Genomic DNA, 24,464 nt, shown 5'->3' with positions numbered 1-24,464 from the left:
TTGAAAAAGATCTGCATGTGAGTGGTACAATACCTGAAATAAAAAAGATGAACCATTAAAGTTCATCTTCAGTATATTGAAAAGAGATTGTTTTTAAGATCTGATAAATTCCAAAAGGTCTTTGTTGATCGTCTCATGCTCTGTAGTCGGCATACCATGAGGGAATCCCGGATACGTGATCAGCTTTCCGTTCTTTAATAATTTAATTGATTTTAATGCCGCATTGGCAATAGGAACGATCTGGTCATCTTCACCATGCATCACCAGAACAGGAATGTCAACAGCTTTTAAATCTTCCGTTAAATCTGTTTCTGAAAAAGCTTTAATCCCATCATAATGAGCAACAATTCCGCCCATTAATCCCTGTCTCCACCAATTTCTCTGAACACCGTCTTTTATATTGGCACCTTCTCTGTTGTAGCCGTAGAAAGGGAAAGTCAGATCATAATAAAACTGATTTCTGTTGTTCATCGTCTGTTCCCTGATATTGTCGAAAACTTCCATAGGAACACCGTCAGGATTATTCTCACTTTTCACCATTACCGGTGGAATGGCGCTGATCAGAACTGCTTTCTTAGCTCTTCCATTCGAGTATTTATTCACATAACGGATCACTTCACCGCCACCTGTTGAATGCCCGATGTGTACAACATCTTTCAGATCTAAGAATTCAACCAGTTCTGCGGCATCAGAAGCGTATTGCTCAATAGTGTGATTGTAGATATTCTGGCTGGAGCGTCCGTGGCCTCTTCTGTCGTGAGTAACCACTCTGTAGCCTTTCTGCAGGAAGAAGATTACCTGTGCATCCCAATCGTCAGATGATAAAGGCCATCCGTGGTGAAACATTAATACCGGGCCTTGTCCCTGATCTTTGTAAAAAATTTCTGTTCCGTCTTTTAATGTTAATGTGCTCATGTTGTTTATTTTTAATGTTATGAATTGATTTTGTTTAAATATTTTTCTGATTAATAGGCAGTATTTTCACGTACCAACTGGAAAAGGTCTTCTGCACCGCCATTGAATTTATTTCCGTTAATGAAAAATGAAGGGGTTCCGTTCACTCCGCTGATGATACCGCTTTCAAAGTCTGTATCTACCTTTTCTGCTAATTCCTTCTTATGAATATCAACTTTGAATTGGGAAATATTTAATCCCAGTTTTTCTGCAAGCTTTAACGGAAGATCAGCATTCAGGTATTCCTGGTTTTCATAAATAGCATCATGCATTTCCCAGAATTTTCCCTGCAAAGCTGCCGCTTCTGCTGTCAGTGCTGCCGTTCTTGCATACTGATGCATTTCTGACAGCGGAAAATTTCTGAATACAAATCTGATCTGATCTCCGAATTCTTTCATTAATTCTTTAAGAACCGGATAGGCTGCTCCGCAGTAAGGACACTGATAATCCCCGTATTCTACAATGACTAAGCTGGCATCTGAGTTGCCCTGAGTATGGTCAGCATTGCTGACTGATGGTTTAAGTGACATAATTATTTCATGTTAAGGTTTTCTAATGCTTCTAAAATTCCGTCTGCGCCAGGATTGATGGCGGTGGGGGAGAGGTAGCTCCATTCGATGAGACCGTCTTTATTGATGACAAAAAGGGCTCTGTTGCATTCTCCTTCTTCGTCATTGTAAACACCATATTTCCTGGCTGTTTCTCCTTTGGCTTCAAAGTCTGCAAGCAGTGGGAAGTGCAGGTTTCTGGATTGTGAAAATGCCAGATGGCACCATTTGCTGTCTACGGAAATTCCGAAAATCTCCGCATCATATTTTTTGAAATACTTCAGCATTTCGTTGTACAATGCCATCTGGTCACTGCACACCGGGCTCCAGTCTGCCGGGTAAAATGCAAGGATAACGTTTCGTCCTCTGAATTCGGATAAGGTAATCTTCTGGTCCGGGGTTGCAAATAATGTAAAATCAGGGGCAACCGTATTTTTTTCTAGCATAGGATTAGTTTTTAATCGTTGTAATTGGTATTGTGAATGCACAGATGAGCAGTAAGGCTGCCGGAAACATCAACGTCCAGTTTCCTGAATAAGAGAGCAGGAAAGGAGCTGCTGAAGCACCGGAGAGAAAGCCCATCCATAAGAATAACAAATGAAAGATATTTATTTTGTATTCCTTCCGCTCCTCTGCCTGATTACTCATGACAAACAGAGCAGCTGTTCTTGCCAGACTGTTTAAAGTTCCTGTCACAAAATCGGTATTGATCTTTTGGTTACCTACCGATGTGATAATGGTATTCATAAGGCCCATTGAAAAACCGATAACAGCTATAGACACTTCATTGGCAATATGCTCATAATAATCAGTAATACTGTAAAGGATCATGATGCCGGAAACCGTGTAGAAGATCATCTTTGTACTTCTGAACTTCTTTGATAATGATAGACACGTTCCTGTATAAATCCCCACCAGAAAAAAGATGATTACAATGACAGAACTGATGATAACACCATATTTTCCACTAAAAACCGCTGCACCTAACTGAGTCGTATTGCCACTCATAAAAGAAACGTAGGTTTTCCATCGTATCAGTCCTGTGGCATCTGTATATCCTGCGATAAAAGCAAGGAATACTGCCAGTTTCTCCTGTGTTCTGACGGTCTTGTCAGGGAGCAGGATTTTTGTTTCCGGAATCACAGGCGCTATTTTCCAGGTTTTATGAATACTTTCTTTTCCGGAAATTTTTCTATTTCTCCTTCCTTCAGTCCGAAATTCGTAATGATCACATCTTTAGGGTTTCCTGCCAGCCATTCGCTGATATCAATGGATTCATAGGTGCCGCTATTAAATCCGATCAATACTTTACAGACGGTATCTCCGGTATTTTTGATATAGTGCCCGGCTCCCATAGGTACATAACCTACATCACCGGCATTGAACTGTTCTGTAACAGAAACTCCTTCTGCCAGGAATACCGACATTTCTGCCTGTCCGGATATAAAATACTGCCACTCATCCGCATTCGGATGCCAGTGCATTTCTCTTAAAGCACCGGGCTGCAGCTCCAGCACAGAACCGGCCATTGTGGTGCTGATCGGAAATTCCTTACTAGTAACCAATCTTTGGAGACCGCCGCCGGGAATGATTCTTGGCTGCTGGGAATGTAGAGGATATCGGTGCAGGCTTGTCAGTTCAATGTCTGATTCCTCTGGACGGGCTGCAGCATTCACAGAGAGTTCATCCGGAACGACTCCCGCTGCGAAGTAAACCTCTTTCTGTGGAAGTTCTGCTACTTCTTCAAGGCTTAGTCCTAAATTCTGTGCAACGATTTCAGGAGGCATACTTGACACAAAATCTGTAACGCTGAAGGTATGGTCTTCGGAAAAATTACCATTGTCAAAAATCAGAATGAAATGACATTCCTCTGTTCCGGTAGCCTGGATGGAATGTCCGTAGCCTTTCGGGAAATACCATACGTCACCGGGTTCAAAATTATCAGTATAACTTCGTCCGTCCGGATGAATAATCGTTGTACGTACCGTTCCTGAAATCACATACGCCCATTCTGCGGCATTGGCATGCCAGTGAAGTTCTCTCATACTTCCGGGCTGTAACCTCATGGAAACTCCGGCAATACCTACAGAAGCAGGGAATTCTTTTACGGAAGCACCTCTTGTTGTACCACCGTCACTGGTACGCGGTTCTTTTTTTTCTAATTCGTATCTGAAACTTAATGATGATGGATTCATAGTATTATTTTTTTGTGATTAATTCTCTTTGTTTTTGCTATTGTAAAACTACTTCTGAATTTTACTTTTTCTTGATGTCATTCGGTGAAAAGGCAAAATGAGTCGTTGAGGATATAGAGGGTTGCCACTTTTTTAAAAAGGCTGGTTGTATTGCCCTGTCAGTGCTTTATTTTCAATGCTTTTTGCAAAATTCGGGGTTTCCTCATGATTATGGGCATCTGAAGCGGCCTGTCTGGATGCAGCGGCATCTGCAAGGTTGATCCCGTGTTCTTTCAGATATTCAAACATTTCGGAAGTGGCTGTCGCATGAATTTCATTGGTGTAAAGGCAGGTATTTTCGTCAATCTTTGTCACTTTCAGTTCCCATAACACCTGAACTTTTGTGCGCCCGTTTTTGGTAATTGAATCCGAGATGGAAAGCATGCGGCAGTAATCGGGACGGTGAACATCTGCAACATAATGCTGAACCATCAGTGCATCTCCAATCGTTTCTACGTTCAAAGACACTGGTTTGCCGTCAAAAGTAACTGAAATAGCAGCTCCGATATGCTGGGTAGAGCAGCGTTGGTATTCCGCATCCGGCAGATTAAGCAGCCAGTCTGCGATATCTACTTTTTCAATGGGTGCATTGATGATGGCGTTTACACTTGAATGCGATAAGGCATTTTCGGGAGTTTGTAAGATTTCCATAGTTGTTGATTTTGATTGTTATGTTATTGATGATGTAAAGCTACAAACCGGTCATTTTAATTTTGCCTGCCGTTCGCTCAACAGGCGGAAAGTATCGTTGAATAAGCTGGTGGTGTTCAAATGGTAACAGGACGAGGTTCCTGAAAACAAAAAAATCACTGTGGTTTACAGTGATTGATGAAGGATAATTTTTAAATAGGGTTATTGATACAGCCATTTTTTGATCAGCCTGGTATAATTGGGCATCACGGCAAACACCATCAGAAAAACAATGATTCCGGAATTGATAAATCCATCAGAATAATGATTGGGTGGAATATGTAAAAACCGTAAAAAAGGAATGATCAAAGCAGGAATAAGAACCGACAGCGGATAAATGGCAGACCAGGTTGCCAGAAACTGTTTCCAGCGTACCGGAACTTTATTCCCTTCATTTTCTGTCGTAAAAAGAAAATCAAGCCCGGATCTGATCTGGTAATGATCGTTTTTTCTGAACAGTGGATTCGCTTTCTCAATAAGCTTTTTCCGGTTATCCGACTCCATCCAGTTTTTAAGATGGTTAATCGTATCAAAACGGATAATGACGGTATACACAAAAGTCAGATCGGGAATCGGCCGAATAATCTGCAGATCAATAAAGCCTTCAGAATGTTTGGTGACAGGCACAATTTCGTCCAGCCATTTTTCATACTGTGATTGTTTTCCATCCAGAATATGATGGGTAATCACTACGGAGGCACCCTGATTTTCCATAACTGATTTTTTATTGGTTAATTTAATATGCCCTTTTATACTGCCACGGAATTTCTGTTTCAACACCTAATGCTCTGGCTGAATGAATGGCAAAATAAGGATCTCTAAGATGTTCCCGGGCGATAATCACCAGATCTGCATCTCCATTGGTAATAATCGTATCGGCCTGTTCTGCTTCTGTAATCATTCCCACAGCTCCTGTCAGGATCCCGGTCTTTTCTTTAATGGATTTTGCAAAAGGAACCTGATATCCCGGAAATACCTTATCCTTGCTTACATTGGTAAATCCGCCGCCGGATGCCGTAATGAAATCTACACCGTTTTCTTTAAGGATTTCCGAAAGCCTGATACTGTCTTCCAGAGTCCAGGCTTCCTCCGATTCTATATAGTCAGTAGAAGAAATTCTTACGAACAGAGGTGTCTCAGCAGGAATAGCTTTTCTGATTTCCTGAACGGTTTCCACAAGAAAACGGATCCTGTTTTCAAAACTTCCGCCATATTCATCCTGTCTTTTGTTGATCACCGCAGAATAAAACTGATGGAACAGGTAACCATGCGCTGCATGCAGTTCAATGGTATCAAAGCCTGCTTCAATGGCACGAAGGGCTGCTTTAACGAATTTCGTCTTTAGTTCCTGGATCTCATCAATGGTGAGCTCTTCTGCAAAAACTCCGTTGAATTCCTGGGCAGAAGATGATTTTACCGTCCAGCCTCCTTCTTCCGGAGTGAGAGGTTTCATTCTTTCATTGGGATGTTTCAGGCTGCCTTTTCCTCCTGCATGCCAGAGTTGAACCCCTATCTTGGCATCCTGTTCATGCACAAAATTTACGATGTTTTTCCAGGCATTTTTCTGTTCATCGTTCCAGATCCCTACATCGGATAATGTAGCCAGACCTTCTTCTGAAACGGCTGTACATTCGGTAAGGATCAACCCTGCACCGCCAACAGCCCTGCTTCCAAGGTGAACGAGATGCCAGTTGCCGGGAACTCCGTTTTTAGCGCTGTATTGCTGCATAGGAGATAGTGCAATCCTGTTCTTTAAGGTAAGACTGCGAATGTGTATGGGTGAAAATAAATTCATTTTTTCTTATTTTTAAATTGTTTTTGAAAATGCTTCAGCTTCAGAAACGGCTTTCAACAAAACGTTCTGTACTTCTGTCAGTATTTTTTGCAGATCAGGGTTTTCTGCTGATGCTGTTTCAAGAATATCAAGTTTTTCCTTTAACAGAGGATGTAATCCCATGATGGCAATGCTGGATTTCAGATCATGAGCCCACAGTTTCATCCCTGGAAAATCCCGGTTTTCATAAGCTGTTGTCAATTTCTGTAGATGATTGGGGATATTCTCAATAAACTGTTGAGTGACCATTTGTTCGAAGCTTTTATCGCCGCCGCTTACCGTCTGCATATAAGTGAGATCAATATACTGATAGTCAGATGATGGGTTTTCGGTTTTCTTTTCGTTTTTATTATTTTCTTTAAACCCGAGTTTCGAAATCAGCATAAACAACTCTTCTTCATTGACAGGCTTAGGAATATATTCGCTCATCCCACGGCTCAGGCATCTTTCTCTTTCCCCTGCCAGCGCATGGGCGGTCATTGCGATGATCGGAATATCCAGTCTGAGTTCTTCCCGTATTTTTTGGGTGGCAGCATATCCATCCATCTGCGGCATCTGTATATCCATTAAAACCAGATCACATGCATTGCTTTTGAGATAACTTACTCCTTCAAGACCATTCGATGCAATATGAAAATCAATATTCCACTGGGAGAGCAGATGTTTCATCAGGCTTTGATTGATCACATTATCATCAACCACCAGTACTTTCAGGGGCGTATTGGATTTATCTTTAAAATAGTGGGGATCAACAGCTGGAATGACAGTAAGCTGTTCCTCAGCAATTCCGTAAGGAATATAGAAATGAAATGTAGTTCCTTTGCCCTGTTCACTGCTTACTTCGATGTTTCCGTTTTGCAGTACAATCAGGCTTTTCACGATGGATAAGCCTAATCCTGTTCCGCCGTAATTTCTTGTGGTCGAATCTTCTCCCTGGTTGAATCTTTCGAAGATTTCAGTGAGCTTTTCTTTGTCAATTCCAATTCCCGTATCTGAAATTTTAAATCTCAGAACGGCTTCCTTCTCTGTTTGCTGTTTACTGTAGATTTCAACAGAAATATTTCCCTGATGGGTAAATTTTATGGCATTTCCGATGAGGTTCACTAGAATCTGGGTCAGTCTTGTGGCATCTCCCACCAATGTGTCAGGAATGGAAGGATCAATCGTACTGGAAATGGTAAGTCCTTTCTCTTTGGCCCGTTCTGTAAAAAATGTTTCCACGGAATTAACCAGACCGTTGATGCTGAAAATTCCCGGGGTAATGCGCATCATTCCTGCTTCTATTTTGGATAAATCAAGAATGTCATTAATGATGGCCATCAGGTTTTCTCCGGAACGCTGTATTGAAGAAACAAATTCTGCTGAGGTTTCGTCCAGTGGACGTTTTTGCAGCAGATTGGTAAACCCGAGAATTCCGCTTAAAGGAGTTCTGATTTCATGGCTCATATTGGCAAGGAAATTTTCTTTGGTCTGTGCTGCTACCAACGCTTTTTTCTCGGCAATATCAAGTTCGCTTATAAGTAATCTCTGGCGTTTAAACTGTCTGAGAATGTGATATCCAACAACAGACCCGCCCAAAATCAGTAAGATCAGTATTGAGATGTCGTAGAATCTTGCTTTTTGCCCCATTTCCTCACTTTTCTGGCTGAGCTCAACCATATTCAGTTTTCTGCTTTCATATATTTTAGCCGTGATGCTGGTGATTTCATTAGAAATTTTTCTTGCACGCGGATTGGCAATGGAGGTATTATCGTCCATGTTTCCAACAGAAAGATAACGGTGCAGGAGTTTATCTTTGGTTGTTTTCTTTTCCATGGCAAGAACGCTTAGCCGGTGGATCAGCTTTTCTTCTTCAGCATTTACATTGTCTTTGGACAGAGAATCCAGGAAATTTTCAATCTGACTGATTTTTTGATCAATGCCTTCGAGATGCGTGGTGTCATTTGTTGCAATAGAAGCTCTGATTCTGCTTTCCACCCCCAGAATATCACGGTCAATCTCCCTTAAGTGATTGCTGGAACGTAATTCGCTCAGCAAGGTATTGTTATTCTGAATCAGTGCCTTGGTATTTCCTGCAGAATTGAGCTGAACAGCTATCAGCAGGAGTGAGCCTGCAATAAATGTCAGGATAATAAAATAGCTGAATCGCTTGTTATCCATTACTGAAGATATATTTTTCATAATAACGGTCTGATTTAAATAAAATGCAGATAAAGGTTGATTAAACCCTAAACTGTTCAGGGATTGAGATCAAAAAAGGAAGTCAGATTTCTGATGGCCGGCAAAGGCTAAAAGACATTCATTCTCATGTTGAGTGCTTTCCTGTAGGCATCTGCTACAGGAATGAATTTACCGTTGATCATAATACCGCCGTCCTGAAGAGTGTCAATTTTACCCACAGAAACAATATAGGAACGGTGAACTCTTATAAAATGATCTTTAGGAAGACGTTCTTCAGCTGTTTTCATTTTACCGTGAATGGCAAACATCTTTTCTTTGGTATAAAACTTTACATAATCACCCATGGCTTCAGCATAGAAAATATCATCCAGTTTTAAGCGCCTTGTAATATTGGAATCTCTCACGAAAAGAAACTCATCCCTTGTGATTTCCACATTCTCTTTTCTGCTTTCAAGAATCGTCTGTGCTTTGCTTACTGCCTGCAGAAATCTGACCGGCATAATGGGCTTCAGAAGGTAATCTGCAATATTAAGCTCAAAGGCTTCCAGTGCATATTCCTTTTTTGAGGTCGTGAAAATGATGATGGTCTCTTTACCGGAAAGCGTTTTCGTGAGTTCAATTCCTGTCATTTCCGGCATTTCTATATCGAGAAATATCAGATCGACGGAATTGGACTGAAGATAATGATAAGCTTCTATAGCATTGGAAAATTCGCTGACAATGGAAAGATCCGGAACCTGTTTGGCAAGGTGTGCTAATGTTGTTCTTGCAATATCATTATCATCCACGATTAAGGCTTTCATAGGTATAGTTGTTTATGGTTTACACAAAGATAATTATAACTTTTTTATTTTGTGTTATCTGAAATAGGAACGGATCATCCATGCCATTTCCTCATGGGTTTCCATCAGACCTGTAATAAAATCGCTGGTACCGTAATCTTTATACTTTTCTGCAAATGGAGTGATATTTCCGCGGAGAGATTCGATAATGCTTTCATGATCACTTAACAAGTCTTTCATATATCCCAAACCGTCATTGGTTCTTTCACTGTATTCCGTTAAATGAGTCAGTTCAAGATAGATTTTCATCGTGGCAGGTGCATAGTGCCCGATTTTACGCATTCTTTCTGCCACGCTGTCAATCAGTTCATCCAGTTGTTTGTACTGTTCTTCAAAGAAAATATGATTGGCATGGAAGTTATTTCCGGTAACGTTCCAGTGGGCATTTCTTGTTTTGATGTAAAGCAGTGTTTCATCTGCTAATAGTTTTGCTAATTGTTCTGCAACAGCTTCTGTGTTTTTTTCTGTAATTCCGATTTTTGTTTTCATAATAATAAGATTTTAGTTGAGCATTATTGCTTTTTTCTGATGTAAAGGTCTTCAATAACGCACCAAAACGGCTTGGAATTTCGATGAACGGGCAGAATCAGTCGGTGAAAAGCGGACAATTTCCACTTTCCATAAGTTTCAAAATAATATAGCACATAATTTTATCAACTGCAGAGATGCTTCCTTAAAAAATCAAGACTGCCTTCAGCCAGCTCCTGCGCATCATAAGGTGATTTCTGCCACAAAGAAACCTGTTCCTGCATTCCGGCAATTGAAGAAGAGAAATTTTCAAGAACCAGATTTCCTTCAAAATTGATTTTTTTCAATGCTGAGAAAAATTCTTCCCAATTGATGGTCCCTTCTCCAAGCATGCCCCGGTGAGACTCTGTCACATGAATATGCTTCAGCATTTTTCCGGAAGTGATAATCGGATCATAAAAATTATCTTCCTCGATATTCATATGGAAGGTATCAAGGTGAAGGAAGAGATTATTTCGGCCCGTTTTCTTAATAAGTTCCAGGACATTTTCTGCCGTATTGCAGACATAAGATTCATAGCGGTTAATAGGCTCTATGGCAATATCGATACTTTTGGTTTGGGCGTAATCCGCCACATTAGACCATACATCAGCAATGATTTCTTTTTCGTTTTCTGTGAGTGGTTTTCCGGTAAAAACACCGATTCCGCCATGCAGGACACCAGCCAGAAGATGGGTTTCCAGTTCATATACTTTATCGATGGCTTTTTTGATAAACTTTTCCGCTGCTTTGGGATAAAACGCAATGTGAGTATCTTTGGGAAGGTTCAGTGAGCATACTGCTTCCAGATGGTTGTCTTTCAGTTGTTTTTTTACGGTTTTGGCATCAAAATCCATTGATCCGGGCAGCAGAATTTCGATCAGATCAAAGCCAGCCTGAGCCGTTTTTTCTATCGCATATTTTCCTGATTCCGCATTCCATAGCGGAGTGATCCAGGAGAGTAGGGAAGCCCCTAATTTTATATTCATCATATTTCTTTATTTTAATTTAAAAAATCCACCATTCTGTTCGTATTCCGAAATAAGTCCCGTATCTTTTGGCTCCTGACTGTTGTAAAAACGGTGAGTAAAGACTTTTCATAGCCTCATCATTATATCTTGATACTTCTGCAATAAAACGGATGTGAGGTCTTGCCCAGACACTTCTTTCCGCCGTAGGAACAATGGTGGGAGCCAGAACAAGCTTCATCATTGATGCCGCATCCTGGATTCCGTTTTTACGGGTTGCATAGTGAAATTCAGAGAGAATATGAAACCAGTTGTTGTAATAATAGGTGGCTCTGATTCCCGTATTAAACTCTGTTTTTCTGTTGAAAATTTCACGGTTATAATAGTCCATCGCTTTATCAGTACTGGTTGATCCTCCTTTACTTTTGGTGAAAACGGCATAGGGATTAAGTGACCAGCGGTTTGATATATTCCACAGGAAATGTTCAACAACCGTAAAAGAGTAAGCTCCTTTATACGTTTTTGTGACCTCATCAGGAGCTCCGTAGGTTCGCCAGGTCTGTGTATTACCATTATCACCTCCATTGGCAATTCCTGTCCCGTATCTTACAGAAATCTGATTGAATGAACCCGAAATTGTTGTTGGAATATCTGAATTTAATTTAGCTCCAAAAACCAAGCCCTGATCCGATGGATATTGCTCTACAGAATTTTCCCCTGATTTTTCTACATGATGAAATTCTGCCAGTAATTTCAGCTTGTGCTTTGTATTTTTAAAGGGAAGGGTCTGCTCAAGGACAAAAACTTCTCTCTGTCTGTAGATCAGGTTTTTTGATCCGCTGATGACATTGGTGTATGAATATGGAGTGGAGTTACTGGCTGCAGTATCAATAGCTGCCGGGAAAAACATTGAAAACCTTGTGTTTTTATGTCTTAGTCCCCAACCGGTTGCGGAATGGTCATCAAAATAAAAGTAATCTGCAATGTGAATGTCATCATATCTCAGCCATCTTGATCCCGCCCAGACATCCCAGTCACTTCCCATAATATTTCTTGCTTCAACAAAGGCTTCCGGCAAGGCAACAATCATTCCCTGATTGGATTTTGAGTCTACATTTCCCAGAAAAGTCCCTCCTGAATAAAAGCTCAGTCTTGCCTGCATATCGATCTTTGTACTTTTTGTACTGTCACCATTCACCACCGGGCTAAAATGGAAGGCTGGTAAGAAATCTACATAATCTCCCTGATCCATTCTGCCTCCTAAAGATCCCTGGTTGTTCAGATTCAGCTGTCTTCCTGTTTTTCCATCGGCATTCGGAGAATAACCGGCTCCGATTCTTCCGGTTGTTCCGAAGGAAAATTTTTTATTGGTTATCGTGATCTGGGCATTAATTTCCCTGCCAGCACATGTAAGTAACATGAGCCAGGCTAATAAAAGCTTTGTTTTCATAGGGATTATTTAAGTGTTTTAGGCTTGTAGTACTTTAATGCAAATAATAAAATAACAACATAGCATAGAATAGGAAGCAGATATGCATGTGCAATATCTTTTTCAGCAATTCTCCCCATGATCGGTGGGAAAACAGCTCCTCCAAACATTGCCATAACCAGGAATGAGGAAGCCTGCTGAACTTTAGATCCTAATCTTTTAAGCCCAAGACTGAATATGGTAGGATACATCACACTGAGGAAAAGGTTGAGCAAAATAAGGCTTACAAATGATACCCATCCGAAACTTTGGGAAATAATCAGGCACAGAACGATATTACATGCGGTAAAAATAGCCAGCAGTTTGTTGGGAGCAATGAATCTCATCAGGAAAGTCCCGATAAATCTTCCGATCATCATCATGGCCATACTTAAAGAAAAGTAATAGGAAGCCTGTATTTCCGGAAGGTGCATTTTTTCTACCCCGTAATTGATAAAATAAGCCCAGGTTCCGCCCTGTGCGGCAATATTAAAAAACTGGGCAATAACTGCAAATATAAAATGTCTCTGCTTGTAGAGCGGTGCGTGCGGATCTGATACAGACTGGTCTTCTCCTTTTTCATTTTCTGAAATGATGATATCTTCCGCATGAGGGTCTTTCAGATCAGGAACCCTGATAAAGCTGAAAATAATAGTAATCGCAAGAATGACAATCCCAATCCAGGTATAAAGATTTTTTACTGAATCCAGTGATCCAGATCCGGAATCAGGAGTTCCGAAAATAAAATATCCGCCTAAAAGAGGACCGATAATAGCTCCCAGACCATTAAAAGACTGGGCAAAATTAACCCTCTGATCACTCGTCCTTTCATCCCCCAAAGCGGCTACAAAAGGATGGGCTACCGTTTCAAGGGTTGCCATTCCCATCGCAAGAACAAAAAGAGCTAGTCTGAAAAAGTTAAATGAGGAAGTGTCGGCGGCCGGAATAAACAGAAAGGCTCCCAGTGCAAACAATGAAAGACCCAGGATGACTCCTAATTTATAACCAAATCTTTTCATAAACAGACCTGCCGGAACGCCCATCAATGCATATGCCCCAAAAATGGAAAGCTGTACCAGCCCTGATTTGGACTTTGAAATGTGAAGAACGTTCTGGAAATGCTTATTCAGAACATCACCCATGGTAAGGGCAATAGCCCAGAAAAAGAATAAAGAGGTAACAAAGGACAGGATGATATAGTATTTCTTATCTGTAAATTTTGGAGTATTCATATCGTATGTTTTTAAGAGGTTTTACAGCTGTTTTTTTCTCTGAATGCCTTGAATTCTTCATAGGTATAATCCGGACATGCTCCTGATTTCGATGTGATAAAGGCTCCCAGTGAAGTTGCCTGTTTCATGATCTCTTCCGGCGATTTTCCCTGAATTCTTTTAGACAGAAACCCGGCAAGAAAAGAATCCCCACTGCCCACAGTATCTGCAATTTCAATATGAACTGCCGGAAAATCATACGCAATATTCCCCACAAAGTATCTGGCGCCTTTACTTCCTTTGGTCAGGACAATTTCATTCAGGTTGAAATAAGCCTGAAGATGTTTGATGCTGGTATCTTCATCAATATAGTCTTCACCGAGATATTCAAGAATTGTTCTGAGCTCTGCCTTATTCATTTTAACAAGGTCAGATTTGTGCAATAGTTTTTTAATGAATTCAAAATCGATGAAAGGAGGGCGGAAATTAACATCAAAAACCCTGAACTTTGAATATTCCAAAAGTTGCAATAGTGTATTTTGGGAAGCTTCACTTCTTGTGATCAGACTTCCAAAAACAAATGCTTCTGAATTTTGAATCAGTTCTTTATGTTCCGGCAGAGGTTGGATATAGTCCCAGGCAACTTCCTTTACAATGTCATATACAGCTTCTCCATGCTCATCAAAATCAGCAATTACAGTTCCTGTAGCCTTTTCCTGGTCTACCTGGATAAAATCTGTTGTTATTCCCCAATCCTGAATTTGGTTAAGAAGACGGTGCCCTAATTCATCATTTCCTATACGGCTTAGCATTTTGGTGTCGATTCCCATTTTAAAAAGATTGTAGGCAACATTAAATGGCGCACCACCAGCTCTGGATCCGGAAGGGAAGATGTCCCACAGAACCTCTCCGAAACATACCACGTGATTTAATTTATTTTTTATCATAATAGGTTAAACGTTTAAGTTGTTGTTTAAAAAAATGATTGATATAGATTTGATTATTTTAAAGATGCTTTGGCAATCAGTTTGGCGGATAATGTTATTCTTTTTCCGGTTGCTGTATAATCAGTGATTTGCCCGTCCAGAAGCTTGATAGCCTCTTCAGCCATTTCTTCAATCGGCTGCTGGATGTAGGTAATCTCCGTAGGGAAGAGGTCATAGGCATCCGTTTCATCAAATGCCAATACTGAGACCTGTTCCGGAACTTTTATATTGTTTTTAACGAGATAGGAAAGCCCTGCTACCGCAAGTTTATTACTGGAAAAATATAACGCAGTATTTTCTGGAGTTTTCCCCAACGTACTTTCAAGCTTAGAATGTACCTCCTGTACAATATTTTCCAATCCTACCAGAAGATATTGAATTTCAACTGTTTTGCTGGAAGAGCTTACCGCTTTCTCAAAGCCATGCTGGCGGTCCAGAAGGTGTGGAAGATCAGTTTCATAGCCAACGTAGATCATTTTGTCAAAGTTCTTATTAAGAAGAAGGCTGGCTGTACTTTCTGCGATCTCCTGATTATCAATGGTAATTCCGGGAACAGAAACCCCTTTAAGATATCTGTCGATCGTTACAACAGGATATTTAATATGAATAAGGTTTTCTAGTGTCTTTTCTGACCCTGCTACGGGGGCAACGATCATTCCGTCTACCTGCTGCTGTGAAAAGAGTTCGGTAAGTTTTTTAAATTTTTCTGCATTCTCATCAGAACTGCCGATGATCAGGGTATAACCCAACTTTAAAGCTTTATCTTCAAGATTTCTTGCCATATGGGAATAGAAGTCATTGGAGATATCCGCCACGATTAATCCAAGAAGCTTTGTTTTATTGGTTTTCAAACTTTTTGCAATCTTATTCGGAGTGTAGTTAATCGTTTCAGCAATTTCAAAAATTTTTTTCCGGGTCTCCTCACTGATACGCTGTCCTTCCTTTCTGTTAAGAACATAAGATACGGTGGCTACGGAAACTCCTGCCAGTTTAGCAATATCTTTTATGGAAGACCTTTTCATTTTATTTTTTTAATGCACAAAAATATTTCAGAAAATAGTAAAAAAACAATAGCTGTTTTTTTTGGTGGTTTCCGAAAAATATGTAATTTCGCACTTTTTTTAAAAATAACCAACATCTTCATTATCAGCGTTTTACTTTATTGTTGTCTTTTTTCAATATGAATAAATTGTTAACTTATTGAATGTAGAGATTAAATTTAGGTTAAACGTTTATCCAATAAATTTAATTTTTTAGATTTAAATAGCTGGAAACTAAGTTTTATATATAATAATAAAGAAACATAATAATGAGAGTTTTTACTTTATACTATAAAATAAAACCCTGCAACTCATATGAATTGCAGGGCTTATTTTGAGAATACAGTCTTTTAACTTAAAATATCACATGGCGCAACACAGATCACCCATGGACATCTTTTGATTCCCGGAGGTGGGCAGCAGGCTTCAGAGCAGCTTGTCGCTCCGCCATTAATATTCCTCAACTGGTCTCTTGAAATTTTTTTTACATTTTTCATAGTCAAGTAATTGAATTACACTGAAATTAAGGCTGGTTTCCGCCACCGCATCCGTCGTAAGGCATACATTGCCACTTACCACCGATTAAACAAAGTTGACCACCTCTGCAGTCAATTCCTCCCTTAATTGTTTTCAATTCTTTTCTTTCGATTTTCTTTAAATTTTTCATAATAAATTGTACGTTTAGTTCAATTCGAAATTAATAAAATTTTATCAACCATGATAGAATTATTGTAAAATTTTTATTTTTTAGTTGCTTAATTGTAGAATGATTAAAGTTTATTTTATGTAATGAAGTAAAATGTTTTTTGGGAATAAGTTTAAACCAATCCTTAAACTATTCCTCTCATTTCTATAAAATCTTGCCCTGTGACAAGTCCGTTTTCCGATCGGGTTGGTAACTTTGACTTAAAATTAATCCACCAAATCTGATAATATTATGAAAAGTCTATTCAAATTCTCTGCAGTATTGTTCTTTATTATTATCCTTGCCTCCTCTCCGGTATATGGACAAAAAATAAAACCTTCTGAAAGTGGTTATGCACCTGTTAATGGCATCAAAGTTTATTATGAAGTCTATGGCAAAGGAAAGCCTCTTGTACTGTTACATGGCGCTTTCATGACGATTGATTTGAACTGGGGTGAATTGATCCCGGAATTGTCCAAAAACAGAAAAGTAATAGCTCTTGAATTACAGGGACATGGTCACACGCCTTTTTCAGAAAGGAAATTATCGCATGCTACTTTAGCCAGTGATGTTACAAAGGTAATGGACTATCTGAAAATAGACAAGGCAGATGTGGCAGGGTACAGCTTTGGAGGTGAAGTGGCCTATAAACTGGCTATTCAAAGTCCGGAAAGACTGAACAAACTGGTTATCATTTCATCAACCTATAAAACTAACGGATGGCTGCCCGAAGTAAATAAAGCTCTTGAAGGAATGAAACCTGAACTCTTCACAAACAGCCCTATGCATACTGCCTATAATGCTGTAGCACCTGATAAAACAAAATGGAAACCATTTCTGGAGCAGATGATGGCTTCTGCCGGACAGCCTTTTGACCTGGGTGATGATAATATCTCTAAAATTCCGGTGCCTGTCTTAATCATAGCTGGTGATAATGACGGATTGGATAAAACAGAACTTTCAAAAACCTATAAATTATTGGGAGGTGATGTTTTTGCAGATATGGGCGAATTACCAAAGTCCCAGCTGGCTATCGCTCCCGGACAAACCCATGTAAGCCTGATGATGCAGACGGCAATGATTGTGAATTATCTGAATGTTTTTTTGAAATAATAGAATGCCATCAAAGAATTGAAATCTGTTTATAAAGTTCAAAATCTATACTATGAATACAAAATTTGAGGCAGGAATTAATATCGCTATCAAAATTCCCAAAAATAAATACGAAAAAACGGTTGCTTTTTACAGGGATATTTTAAAATTGAAAGTTGAGGAAAAGCCGATAAAAAATCCCACTGTTTCCAGAACCCACGAGGTGAAATTCGGGAATAATATCATATGGCTGGATTGTGTTGATAACTATACCCATTCTGAAACATGGCTCCAGCTTACCGTTCCCGATGTAGAAGCTGCTACACAATATCTGCTGTCAAACGGTGTGGAAACCTGTGACGAAATAGAAGAGCTTCCTGAAAATATGCACTGGATTACCGATCCTGCCGGTACCGTGTTCAATTTACAGGAAAGAAAATAGCCAAAAACAGAAGTGCGATGTAAAAAATTGCTTAAAATAGAGCTTTGCCCAAAATTTTAATATCTTTAGCCATCAAATCATTACAATTTAAAATATTTTTATGCAGACGAGACCATTCCATTTCATTGTCACCATCTTTTTTCTGGTATTAAGTGCAACTGCATTTTCACAGAAAACAGCCGTGTTGGGTTCTTTACTGGACAAAAACTCAGAATTCATATTCCCACAGACTCCGGATAAAATTTCAAAAGCGTTGAACGTAAAAACTGTTTTTTATGAAGATGCCAACGAAGAAAAATATGCAAAATGGCCTATGAAAACAGGACTGGAGCTTTATTGCAGCCTGGGAAAAGACAATAGTATCAATGAGATGTTTTTTGTGACTTCAGACAATAAATCTGTCATTGTGGAAGGGCTTCCTTTTGGTCTTGTTCTGAATAAAAGTACATTACAGGACAGTAAAACGAAGTTCGGTAAGTACAATGCCAAAATACAAAAATCGGGAGCAGACAGTGAATTTCCTGGAGGGTCAAAACTGGTTTTTAAAAAAGGCAAACATTATACAACATTGCTTTTCGACAGTAAGAACCTGTTAAAATCAATAGGTTTAACAACAGAACTTAGGGATCCGGCTGCCAATTAAGTACTAAAAAACAAAACAATAATAGTATCCGTCATTATTGACGGATTTTTTTATCCTCAGACGGCGTTAACTTTAAAAGAAATCTATATCGTCAGTCCATGGTTGTTTTTCACCTCAGCCATCACAAAAGTACTATGCGTGCTGCCGATAGAATCTACGGATCCCAGCTTGTTAAATACAAAATCCTGATAATGCTTCATATCCCGCACCTGCACTTTCAGAAGGAAATCAAAATCTCCGGAAATATTATAGCATTCGGCAACTTCTTCAATTTCTAAAATTTCTTTTACAAAATCATACCCCACAGACCGGTCGTGAATTTTGAGTTTGATCTGGCAGAAAACCGTAAATCCGCGGTTCAGTTTTTCAGCATCAAGAACTGCCGCATATCTTTTAATAAAACCTTCCTGTTCAAGCCTTTTTACCCTTTCAAAAACCGGTGAAGTAGAAAGGTTCACTTCTTTAGCAAGTTCTTTAACGGTGAGTTTGGCGTTTTTCTGGAGGAGCCTGAGCAGCTGTACATCCTTATCATCGAGTTGTTCCACAGAATATTATTCTTTTAATTAATTAAAACAGTCAAATGTACAGAATTATATGCTTTTATTTTTACTTTTTTAAGTTTAATTTGCTTAATTATTTGTTTTCAATTGTGGTTTTATTCTGTATTACTAATTTTACACAAAATTAAAAGCTTTTACTGACAACCTTTGTTAAAGGTAAAAGTATAGTTCTTTACAGATACTTCATCAAACAGGAAAGGTTTTACTTAAGGTAGATTAATAGGGAATCGTGTGAAAATCACGAGCTGTCGCGCAACTGTAAGTAAACACACCAAAAGTTTTTGTCCTTGCAGCTCCACTGCCAAAAGCGGGAAGGATGACGGAAACTGTTACAAGTCAGGAGACCTGCCTTTACTGAATTGACAATGCTTTCGCGGTCTGAAGCTTTGGGGTCATATAGATGATATATCAGATTCGAGTATTTTCCTTTGTAAAGGAAATTACGCTGTCTGCCATGTCATGACTTTCCTGAAAATTCTTCCGATAAAATATTACGAAGCCTTTTAAAGAACTTTCCCAATAAGTTTAATTAAAAAGTTTAAAAAAATGCAAACTCACATTCTTGGCTATCCGCGTATTGGTAGCAAAAGAGAACTCAAAAAAGCCTGCGAGCAGTACTGGTCAGGTAAAATCCTTTTGGAAGAACTTCTGAATACCGGAAGAACTATCTGTAACCAAAACTGGAATATCCAGAAAGAAGCAGGGATAGACCTTATCCCGTGTAATGATTTTTCATACTATGATCAGGTATTGGATATGAGCCTTGTCGTAGGTGCTATTCCAACACGGTATCATGAAGTGGTGCTTAAAAAAAACAATACTGAGCTGGATCTTTATTTTGCAATGGCAAGAGGATATCAGAAAGACGGATTGGATATCACTGCCATGGAAATGACCAAGTGGTTCGATACCAACTATCACTACATCGTTCCGGAATTTTATAAAAATCAACAGTTTAAGCTCAGTTCAGATAAGATTTTCAATGAATTTGCCGGAGCAAAACAAGCGGGAATCAATGCAAAACCGATGATTATCGGACTGGTTTCTTATCTGTTATTAGGAAAAGAAAAAGAAGAGGGATTTGATAAGCTGGATTTGGCAGTAAATCTTCTTCCAGTCTATATCGAGATTTTAACCAAACTTCAGGATCAGGGTGCGGAATGGATTCAGTTTGATGAACCTTTTCTGGCCCTGGATTTAAATGAGAAAGCCAAAGAAACGTATCTTTCTGTGTATGCCGAAATCAGAAAACGTTTTCCGAAACTGAAATTTATCGTTGCCACTTATTTTGACGGATTAAAAGACAATACTTCACTTGCCGTTTCACTTCCTGTCAATACATTGCATGTTGATCTGGTTAGAAGTCCTGAGCAGCTGGATGATATTCTGAATAGCATTCCTGAAAGTGTAAGCCTTTCATTAGGAGTTGTTGACGGTAGAAATATCTGGAAAAATGATTACGAAAAGTCGCTGTCTTTTATCAGTAAAGCGGTTGAAAAACTAGGATCTGAAAGAATTTTCATTGCACCATCATGTTCATTGCTTCATTCACCCTGTGACCTGGATTTTGAAACCAGTCTTAACCCGGAAATTAAAAACTGGCTGGCTTTTGCAAAACAAAAAGTAAAGGAAGTCGTAACGCTTAAACAACTGGCTTCCGGAACGGAAAATGAACAGATTTTTGAAGCATTTGAAGAAAATAAAAAAGCAATTGAAAGCAGAAGAACTTCTTCTCTTATCCATAATAAAGAAGTGAAGCAAAGAGCCAATGCTGTTACTGAAAAAGATGCTCAGAGAATAAACACCTTCAAAATCCGTAAAAAAGAGCAACAGGAAGTATTGCAGCTTCCTTTGTTCCCAACCACTACGATCGGATCATTCCCGCAAACCTCAGAAGTGAGAAGCTGGAGAGCCAAATTCAAAAAAGGAGAACTGACAGCAGAACAATATGATACCTTACTGAAAGAGGAAACGCAAAGAACAATCCGCTGGCAGGAAGACATCGGAATTGATGTATTGGTTCACGGAGAATTTGAGCGTAACGACATGGTGGAATACTTCGGAGAACAGCTGGAAGGATTTGTATTCACCCGAAACGGTTGGGTACAAAGCTACGGAAGCCGTTGTGTGAAACCTCCTGTGATCTTCGGTGATGTTTCCCGCCCAACACCGATGACGGTGTACTGGTCTCAATATGCCCAATCTCAGACTGAAAAATGGGTAAAAGGAATGTTGACAGGTCCGGTTACCATTTTACAGTGGTCTTTTGTACGTGATGATCAGCCTCGTTCAGAAACTTGTAAGCAGATTGCTTTGGCAATTCGTGACGAGGTAGTGGATCTGGAAAAAGCAGGAATCAGAATTATTCAGATTGATGAGCCTGCCATAAGAGAAGGTCTTCCATTAAGAAAAACAGATTGGCAGAACTATTTGAAATGGGCCGTAGAAGCTTTCAGAATTTCAGCAAGCGGAGTAGAAGATGCCACTCAAATCCATACGCATATGTGTTATTCTGAATTTAACGATATTATTGAAAATATTGCTGATATGGATGCCGATGTCATTACGATAGAATGTTCACGTTCTCAGATGGAGCTGCTGAATGCTTTCGCCGATTTCAAATATCCGAATGAAATTGGTCCGGGAATATACGATATTCACTCACCAAGAGTACCATCGAAAGAAGAAATGACTGAACTGCTGAGAAAGGCTCAGAATGTCATTCCTGCCAATCAGCTCTGGGTAAATCCTGATTGCGGACTGAAGACAAGACACTGGGAAGAAACCGAAAAAGCTTTAATCGCAATGGTGGCTGCTGCCAAAGAAGCTTCTGTAGAATATGCACTTTAGAAAACTTTTACAATAATTAGATTCAATTATTCAGATCGTGTTATGATTTTCATGGCACGATCTGTTATTTTTAAACTATTAAAATTTTTGAAGAATAAAGTAGTTGAAAATCGTTCTGATAGGATCTTAATGGTTCAAAATCTAAGTTATTTTGCCTGTAAAGCACTTGGCGGATAGCCGAATTGTTTTTTAAAGGCAAATGAGAAATGGGATAAATTTTCAAATCCAAGATCTAAATAAATATCAGAAACGGACTTTCCTTTTTGGCTTAGCAGAAAATGGGCTTCCTTTAATCTTCGAAGCTGAAGCCATTGTCTTGGCGGAATTCCGAATATCTTTTGAAAATCCCTTTTAAATGCAGATAAACTGCGCCCCGTTAAATAAGCAAAACGCTCTACATTAACATTGAAGTGAAAGTTTTTATTCATAAAAGCTTCAATATCTATTTTATAAGGCTCGGAAAAATCAAACAGAATATCCTTAAGATCCGGATCGTAATTCAACAGTAAAAGGAGAGCTTCTTTTTGTTTAAGCCTCAAGATTTCTTCGGAAGCAGGAAGATCTTCATACGGTAATAATGAGTACATAAAAGAATGTAATGCCTTTTGCTCTGGTTTTATATAGGCCTGAACATTGTCCTTTTTTTCTGCCTGATACCCATATTCTCGGCTGAAATCATGAAGCATGGCATCGTCAAAATAGATGGATATAGTTCTGATTTCCCCGTTTTTGGGTGGATATTTTGCAAATTTTAATAAATGGTTTTTTCTGGCAGAATAGAGTTCTCCTTCTTTAAATATCGTTTTTGTGATGCCATCATTAAGTTCCATTTCCCCGGAAAGCACCAGGCCGAGGCTGTGAATCCGGGCAAACTGTTCTCCTTCCCTGAATTCTGAAAAATGACAGGAGTAATTGATGGGAAAAGGAATATTATTTTCGCTCATAGCTCAGATAGTTGTTTCTTGATCAATTCTTATTCAAACTTACAAAACTTTTCAGGATCATAGAATCTCCACAGCAAAGCAATGCTGAGAATATTTTTGCTGTGAAGAGATCATATTAAGCCAGAATCGTTTTGGGTTCCAGGTAAGCTTCCAGTCCGAATACACCAAACTCACGCCCAATACCGCTTTGCTTGAAACCACCGAAAGGAGCGTATGGATCGTGGGCAAACCCGTTAATACAGATTCTTCCGGCATCAATCTGTGCAGCTACACGTTCCGCATGTTCATGATTATCAGAACTGATATAAGCAGCAAGACCATAAGTAGTGTCATTGGCAATGGCAATTGCTTCTTCCTCATCAGCATAAGGAATAATAGACAGTACAGGCCCGAAAATCTCTTCCTGCGCGATACGCATATCATTACGGACATTGGTAAAGATGGTTGCTTTTACAAAATTACCGCTTTCAAGACCTTCCGGTTTTCCTTCACCACCTGCAAGCAGAACGGCTCCTTCTTCCTGTCCCAGACGGATATAACTTTGTACTCTTTCAAATTGTTTTACACTCACCATAGGTCCTACAAGAGTATCTTCTTCAGCAGGATTTCCTACTTTTACCTGTCCGGCTGCTTTTTTAGCCAGTTCATTTACCTCCTCCAGTCTGTTTTGCGGAACCAATAATCGGGTAGGGGCGATGCAGGCCTGACCATTATTCATATAAGCCCCGAAAACAGCCATAGGAATTGCTTTTTCAAAATCGGCATCTTCAAGAATGATATTAGGAGACTTCCCTCCAAGTTCCAGGGTTACCCTTTTCATGGTGTCTACAGCTCCTTTGGCAATCGCTTTTCCTGTAAGTGTAGATCCGGTGAAAGAGATTTTTGCGATATCAGGATGCTGAGTAATTTCATTTCCAACTACATTTCCTAATCCGTTGACGATATTGAAAACTCCTTCCGGAAGGCCGGCTTCGTGGAAACATTCAGTAAGCAGCTGGGTTTGTGCCGCACTCATTTCGCTGGGTTTGATAACAGCGGTACACCCGGCAGCAATGGCAGTGGCAAGTTTATTACAGATAAAGCTATTGCTGGCATTCCATGGGGTAATGATTCCAACTACACCTAAAGATTCAAAACGTACTTTGGAATGTCCCACCGTTCTTTCGAAATCATAAGATTCCAAAGTATTGATGGTGGCTGTAAAGGCAGAGACTGCATTTTGGACACTCATTCTGCTGAACTGTAAAGTTCCTCCATATTCATTCACCATAACAGCAACCAACTCATCTTCTCTTTTGCTTACAGCATCGTGCAGTTTTCTGAGAAAATGGATCCTTTCTTCCTTTGTTGTTTTTGAAAAAGTTGTAAAAGCTTTCTTTGCTGCTGCAATGGCCATTCTGGTATCTTCTTCATTTCCCAGAACCACTTCTCCGGTTTTTTGGTTAGTAACGGGATTGATAAGATCAAAAGTTTCTGTTCCTCTTGGCGTAACAAATTCGCCGTTGATGTAAATTTTATTAATCTGATTCATTTTTGATGATTTTAATACCACAAATTTCGGCAGAAACGAAAAAGAGAGGTTTGTTGTAAAGCTCAATTTTTCTTTGTTGTATGGTCCATTGTAAAGCTTGTTCATTTTATTTTTGAATTTATCCGTAAAAAGTTCCGTTCTCCAATAAAATTGACTACTTTTATCATAACCAAGTAAATAAAACGTTTTGAGAACAACTCTTAAACTTATTTTCGCTTAGTATCAGTCTCAGTAACCACAGGCTGATCGTTCTT

25 protein-coding genes and 1 riboswitch are annotated in these 24,464 nt (G+C 39.3%); of the genes, 4 read left to right on the top strand and 21 right to left on the bottom strand.

Features of this window, described 5'->3' with window-relative positions:
- Window positions 1–93 precede the first annotated feature (93 nt).
- From JNG87_RS07140 to JNG87_RS07055, 18 genes are all read right to left on the bottom strand, one after another.
- Window positions 94–915, bottom strand: coding sequence for an alpha/beta fold hydrolase (locus JNG87_RS07140; RefSeq protein WP_202842833.1), 822 nt, complete (start codon window positions 913–915; stop codon window positions 94–96).
- A 50-nt stretch (window positions 916–965) separates the two neighbouring features.
- Window positions 966–1,484: a DsbA family protein gene (locus tag JNG87_RS07135; protein ID WP_202842832.1), complete on the bottom strand. Its 519-nt coding sequence runs from the start codon at window positions 1,482–1,484 to the stop codon at window positions 966–968.
- Between the two features lie 2 nt (window positions 1,485–1,486).
- Entirely contained in the window at window positions 1,487–1,948 is a 462-nt protein-coding gene (locus JNG87_RS07130; protein ID WP_202842830.1) for a redoxin domain-containing protein, read from the bottom strand.
- Window positions 1,949–1,952: 4 nt separating this feature from the next.
- On the bottom strand, window positions 1,953–2,645 hold the full coding sequence (locus JNG87_RS07125) for a YoaK family protein (protein WP_202842828.1): 693 nt from the start codon (window positions 2,643–2,645) through the stop codon (window positions 1,953–1,955).
- 5 nt (window positions 2,646–2,650) lie between these two features.
- The gene (locus JNG87_RS07120; protein ID WP_202842826.1) at window positions 2,651–3,697 is read right to left on the bottom strand and encodes a cupin domain-containing protein; all 1,047 of its coding nucleotides are present in this window, start codon (window positions 3,695–3,697) and stop codon (window positions 2,651–2,653) included.
- Window positions 3,698–3,829: 132 nt separating this feature from the next.
- Complete coding sequence (locus JNG87_RS07115; RefSeq protein ID WP_202842824.1) at window positions 3,830–4,387, bottom strand: hypothetical protein; 558 nt, start codon at window positions 4,385–4,387, stop codon at window positions 3,830–3,832.
- 201 nt (window positions 4,388–4,588) lie between these two features.
- Window positions 4,589–5,140: an antibiotic biosynthesis monooxygenase gene (locus JNG87_RS07110; protein ID WP_238349687.1), complete on the bottom strand. Its 552-nt coding sequence runs from the start codon at window positions 5,138–5,140 to the stop codon at window positions 4,589–4,591.
- Between the two features lie 22 nt (window positions 5,141–5,162).
- Window positions 5,163–6,221 (bottom strand): NADH:flavin oxidoreductase/NADH oxidase, encoded by a 1,059-nt coding sequence (locus JNG87_RS07105; protein ID WP_202842820.1) that lies wholly within the window; start codon window positions 6,219–6,221, stop codon window positions 5,163–5,165.
- A gap of 12 nt (window positions 6,222–6,233) precedes the next feature.
- Window positions 6,234–8,441, bottom strand: coding sequence for a hybrid sensor histidine kinase/response regulator (locus JNG87_RS07100; protein WP_202842818.1), 2,208 nt, complete (start codon window positions 8,439–8,441; stop codon window positions 6,234–6,236).
- Between the two features lie 107 nt (window positions 8,442–8,548).
- On the bottom strand, window positions 8,549–9,244 hold the full coding sequence (locus JNG87_RS07095; RefSeq protein ID WP_202842816.1) for a LytR/AlgR family response regulator transcription factor: 696 nt from the start codon (window positions 9,242–9,244) through the stop codon (window positions 8,549–8,551).
- A gap of 54 nt (window positions 9,245–9,298) precedes the next feature.
- Window positions 9,299–9,772, bottom strand: a complete 474-nt coding sequence (locus tag JNG87_RS07090; protein WP_202842814.1) for a Dps family protein — start codon at window positions 9,770–9,772, stop codon at window positions 9,299–9,301.
- A gap of 164 nt (window positions 9,773–9,936) precedes the next feature.
- Window positions 9,937–10,782 (bottom strand): sugar phosphate isomerase/epimerase family protein, encoded by an 846-nt coding sequence (locus tag JNG87_RS07085; protein ID WP_238349686.1) that lies wholly within the window; start codon window positions 10,780–10,782, stop codon window positions 9,937–9,939.
- 16 nt (window positions 10,783–10,798) lie between these two features.
- Window positions 10,799–12,208 carry a carbohydrate porin gene (locus tag JNG87_RS07080; RefSeq protein ID WP_202842812.1) on the bottom strand — a complete coding sequence of 470 codons (1,410 nt, stop codon included), beginning with the start codon at window positions 12,206–12,208 and terminating at the stop codon, window positions 10,799–10,801.
- A 5-nt stretch (window positions 12,209–12,213) separates the two neighbouring features.
- Complete coding sequence (locus JNG87_RS07075; protein WP_202842810.1) at window positions 12,214–13,458, bottom strand: sugar MFS transporter; 1,245 nt, start codon at window positions 13,456–13,458, stop codon at window positions 12,214–12,216.
- Between the two features lie 11 nt (window positions 13,459–13,469).
- On the bottom strand, window positions 13,470–14,384 hold the full coding sequence (locus JNG87_RS07070; protein WP_202842808.1) for a carbohydrate kinase family protein: 915 nt from the start codon (window positions 14,382–14,384) through the stop codon (window positions 13,470–13,472).
- Window positions 14,385–14,437: 53 nt separating this feature from the next.
- Window positions 14,438–15,445 carry a LacI family DNA-binding transcriptional regulator gene (locus JNG87_RS07065; RefSeq protein WP_202842806.1) on the bottom strand — a complete coding sequence of 336 codons (1,008 nt, stop codon included), beginning with the start codon at window positions 15,443–15,445 and terminating at the stop codon, window positions 14,438–14,440.
- Between the two features lie 368 nt (window positions 15,446–15,813).
- Window positions 15,814–15,960, bottom strand: a complete 147-nt coding sequence (locus tag JNG87_RS07060) for a bacteriocin-like protein (RefSeq protein ID WP_171006234.1) — start codon at window positions 15,958–15,960, stop codon at window positions 15,814–15,816.
- A 26-nt stretch (window positions 15,961–15,986) separates the two neighbouring features.
- Window positions 15,987–16,130: a bacteriocin-like protein gene (locus tag JNG87_RS07055; protein WP_171006235.1), complete on the bottom strand. Its 144-nt coding sequence runs from the start codon at window positions 16,128–16,130 to the stop codon at window positions 15,987–15,989.
- Window positions 16,131–16,400: 270 nt separating this feature from the next.
- Between JNG87_RS07055 and JNG87_RS07050 the strand changes: the two genes are divergently transcribed.
- The 3 genes from JNG87_RS07050 (at window position 16,401) to JNG87_RS07040 (ending at window position 18,325) form a co-directional block, all read left to right on the top strand.
- A complete protein-coding gene (locus JNG87_RS07050) occupies window positions 16,401–17,261 on the top strand; it encodes an alpha/beta fold hydrolase (RefSeq protein ID WP_202842804.1) in 861 nt (286 codons plus the stop codon).
- Between the two features lie 52 nt (window positions 17,262–17,313).
- Complete coding sequence (locus JNG87_RS07045; protein ID WP_110011617.1) at window positions 17,314–17,682, top strand: VOC family protein; 369 nt, start codon at window positions 17,314–17,316, stop codon at window positions 17,680–17,682.
- Between the two features lie 100 nt (window positions 17,683–17,782).
- Window positions 17,783–18,325, top strand: coding sequence for a hypothetical protein (locus tag JNG87_RS07040; RefSeq protein WP_202842802.1), 543 nt, complete (start codon window positions 17,783–17,785; stop codon window positions 18,323–18,325).
- An 83-nt stretch (window positions 18,326–18,408) separates the two neighbouring features.
- On the opposite strand, the gene JNG87_RS07035 is transcribed toward JNG87_RS07040, so the two are convergent.
- On the bottom strand, window positions 18,409–18,870 hold the full coding sequence (locus JNG87_RS07035) for an Lrp/AsnC family transcriptional regulator (RefSeq protein WP_202842799.1): 462 nt from the start codon (window positions 18,868–18,870) through the stop codon (window positions 18,409–18,411).
- Window positions 18,871–19,065: 195 nt separating this feature from the next.
- A riboswitch (cobalamin riboswitch) is annotated at window positions 19,066–19,253 on the top strand.
- Between the two features lie 178 nt (window positions 19,254–19,431).
- Between JNG87_RS07035 and metE the strand changes: the two genes are divergently transcribed.
- Entirely contained in the window at window positions 19,432–21,735 is a 2,304-nt protein-coding gene (gene metE / locus JNG87_RS07030) for a 5-methyltetrahydropteroyltriglutamate--homocysteine S-methyltransferase (protein ID WP_202842797.1), read from the top strand.
- A gap of 146 nt (window positions 21,736–21,881) precedes the next feature.
- Here the strand turns inward: metE and JNG87_RS07025 are convergent, their stop codons facing one another.
- Window positions 21,882–22,679, bottom strand: coding sequence for a helix-turn-helix domain-containing protein (locus tag JNG87_RS07025; RefSeq protein ID WP_202842795.1), 798 nt, complete (start codon window positions 22,677–22,679; stop codon window positions 21,882–21,884).
- 115 nt (window positions 22,680–22,794) lie between these two features.
- Entirely contained in the window at window positions 22,795–24,210 is a 1,416-nt protein-coding gene (locus tag JNG87_RS07020; RefSeq protein WP_202842793.1) for an aldehyde dehydrogenase family protein, read from the bottom strand.
- Window positions 24,211–24,464 lie beyond the last annotated feature (254 nt).

The organism is Chryseobacterium cucumeris, assembly GCF_016775705.1.
Lineage (GTDB): Bacteria > Bacteroidota > Bacteroidia > Flavobacteriales > Weeksellaceae > Chryseobacterium > Chryseobacterium cupriresistens.
Note: the sequence above shows the minus strand (reverse complement) of the source record. Positions and strands in the feature narration are given on the sequence as shown.

Bases quoted from the DNA above. Each gene is read 5' to 3' on its own strand.
- JNG87_RS07105 (WP_202842820.1), bottom strand. From the start codon at position 6,221: ATGAATTTATTTTCACCCATACACATTCGCAGTCTTACCTTAAAGAAC.
- JNG87_RS07095 (WP_202842816.1), bottom strand. From the start codon at position 9,244: ATGAAAGCCTTAATCGTGGATGATAATGATATTGCAAGAACAACATTA.
- JNG87_RS07070 (WP_202842808.1), bottom strand. From the start codon at position 14,384: ATGATAAAAAATAAATTAAATCACGTGGTATGTTTCGGAGAGGTTCTG.
- JNG87_RS07040 (WP_202842802.1), top strand. From the start codon at position 17,783: ATGCAGACGAGACCATTCCATTTCATTGTCACCATCTTTTTTCTGGTA.
- metE (WP_202842797.1), top strand. From the start codon at position 19,432: ATGCAAACTCACATTCTTGGCTATCCGCGTATTGGTAGCAAAAGAGAA.
- JNG87_RS07020 (WP_202842793.1), bottom strand. From the start codon at position 24,210: ATGAATCAGATTAATAAAATTTACATCAACGGCGAATTTGTTACGCCA.
- JNG87_RS07130 (WP_202842830.1), bottom strand. From the start codon at position 1,948: ATGCTAGAAAAAAATACGGTTGCCCCTGATTTTACATTATTTGCAACC.
- JNG87_RS07110 (WP_238349687.1), bottom strand. From the start codon at position 5,140: ATGGAAAATCAGGGTGCCTCCGTAGTGATTACCCATCATATTCTGGAT.
- JNG87_RS07075 (WP_202842810.1), bottom strand. From the start codon at position 13,458: ATGAATACTCCAAAATTTACAGATAAGAAATACTATATCATCCTGTCC.
- JNG87_RS07055 (WP_171006235.1), bottom strand. From the start codon at position 16,130: ATGAAAAATTTAAAGAAAATCGAAAGAAAAGAATTGAAAACAATTAAG.
- JNG87_RS07045 (WP_110011617.1), top strand. From the start codon at position 17,314: ATGAATACAAAATTTGAGGCAGGAATTAATATCGCTATCAAAATTCCC.
- JNG87_RS07085 (WP_238349686.1), bottom strand. From the start codon at position 10,782: ATGATGAATATAAAATTAGGGGCTTCCCTACTCTCCTGGATCACTCCG.
- JNG87_RS07060 (WP_171006234.1), bottom strand. From the start codon at position 15,960: ATGAAAAATGTAAAAAAAATTTCAAGAGACCAGTTGAGGAATATTAAT.
- JNG87_RS07135 (WP_202842832.1), bottom strand. From the start codon at position 1,484: ATGTCACTTAAACCATCAGTCAGCAATGCTGACCATACTCAGGGCAAC.
- JNG87_RS07115 (WP_202842824.1), bottom strand. From the start codon at position 4,387: ATGGAAATCTTACAAACTCCCGAAAATGCCTTATCGCATTCAAGTGTA.
- JNG87_RS07065 (WP_202842806.1), bottom strand. From the start codon at position 15,445: ATGAAAAGGTCTTCCATAAAAGATATTGCTAAACTGGCAGGAGTTTCC.
- JNG87_RS07025 (WP_202842795.1), bottom strand. From the start codon at position 22,679: ATGAGCGAAAATAATATTCCTTTTCCCATCAATTACTCCTGTCATTTT.
- JNG87_RS07080 (WP_202842812.1), bottom strand. From the start codon at position 12,208: ATGAAAACAAAGCTTTTATTAGCCTGGCTCATGTTACTTACATGTGCT.
- JNG87_RS07050 (WP_202842804.1), top strand. From the start codon at position 16,401: ATGAAAAGTCTATTCAAATTCTCTGCAGTATTGTTCTTTATTATTATC.
- JNG87_RS07140 (WP_202842833.1), bottom strand. From the start codon at position 915: ATGAGCACATTAACATTAAAAGACGGAACAGAAATTTTTTACAAAGAT.
- JNG87_RS07120 (WP_202842826.1), bottom strand. From the start codon at position 3,697: ATGAATCCATCATCATTAAGTTTCAGATACGAATTAGAAAAAAAAGAA.
- JNG87_RS07100 (WP_202842818.1), bottom strand. From the start codon at position 8,441: ATGAAAAATATATCTTCAGTAATGGATAACAAGCGATTCAGCTATTTT.
- JNG87_RS07090 (WP_202842814.1), bottom strand. From the start codon at position 9,772: ATGAAAACAAAAATCGGAATTACAGAAAAAAACACAGAAGCTGTTGCA.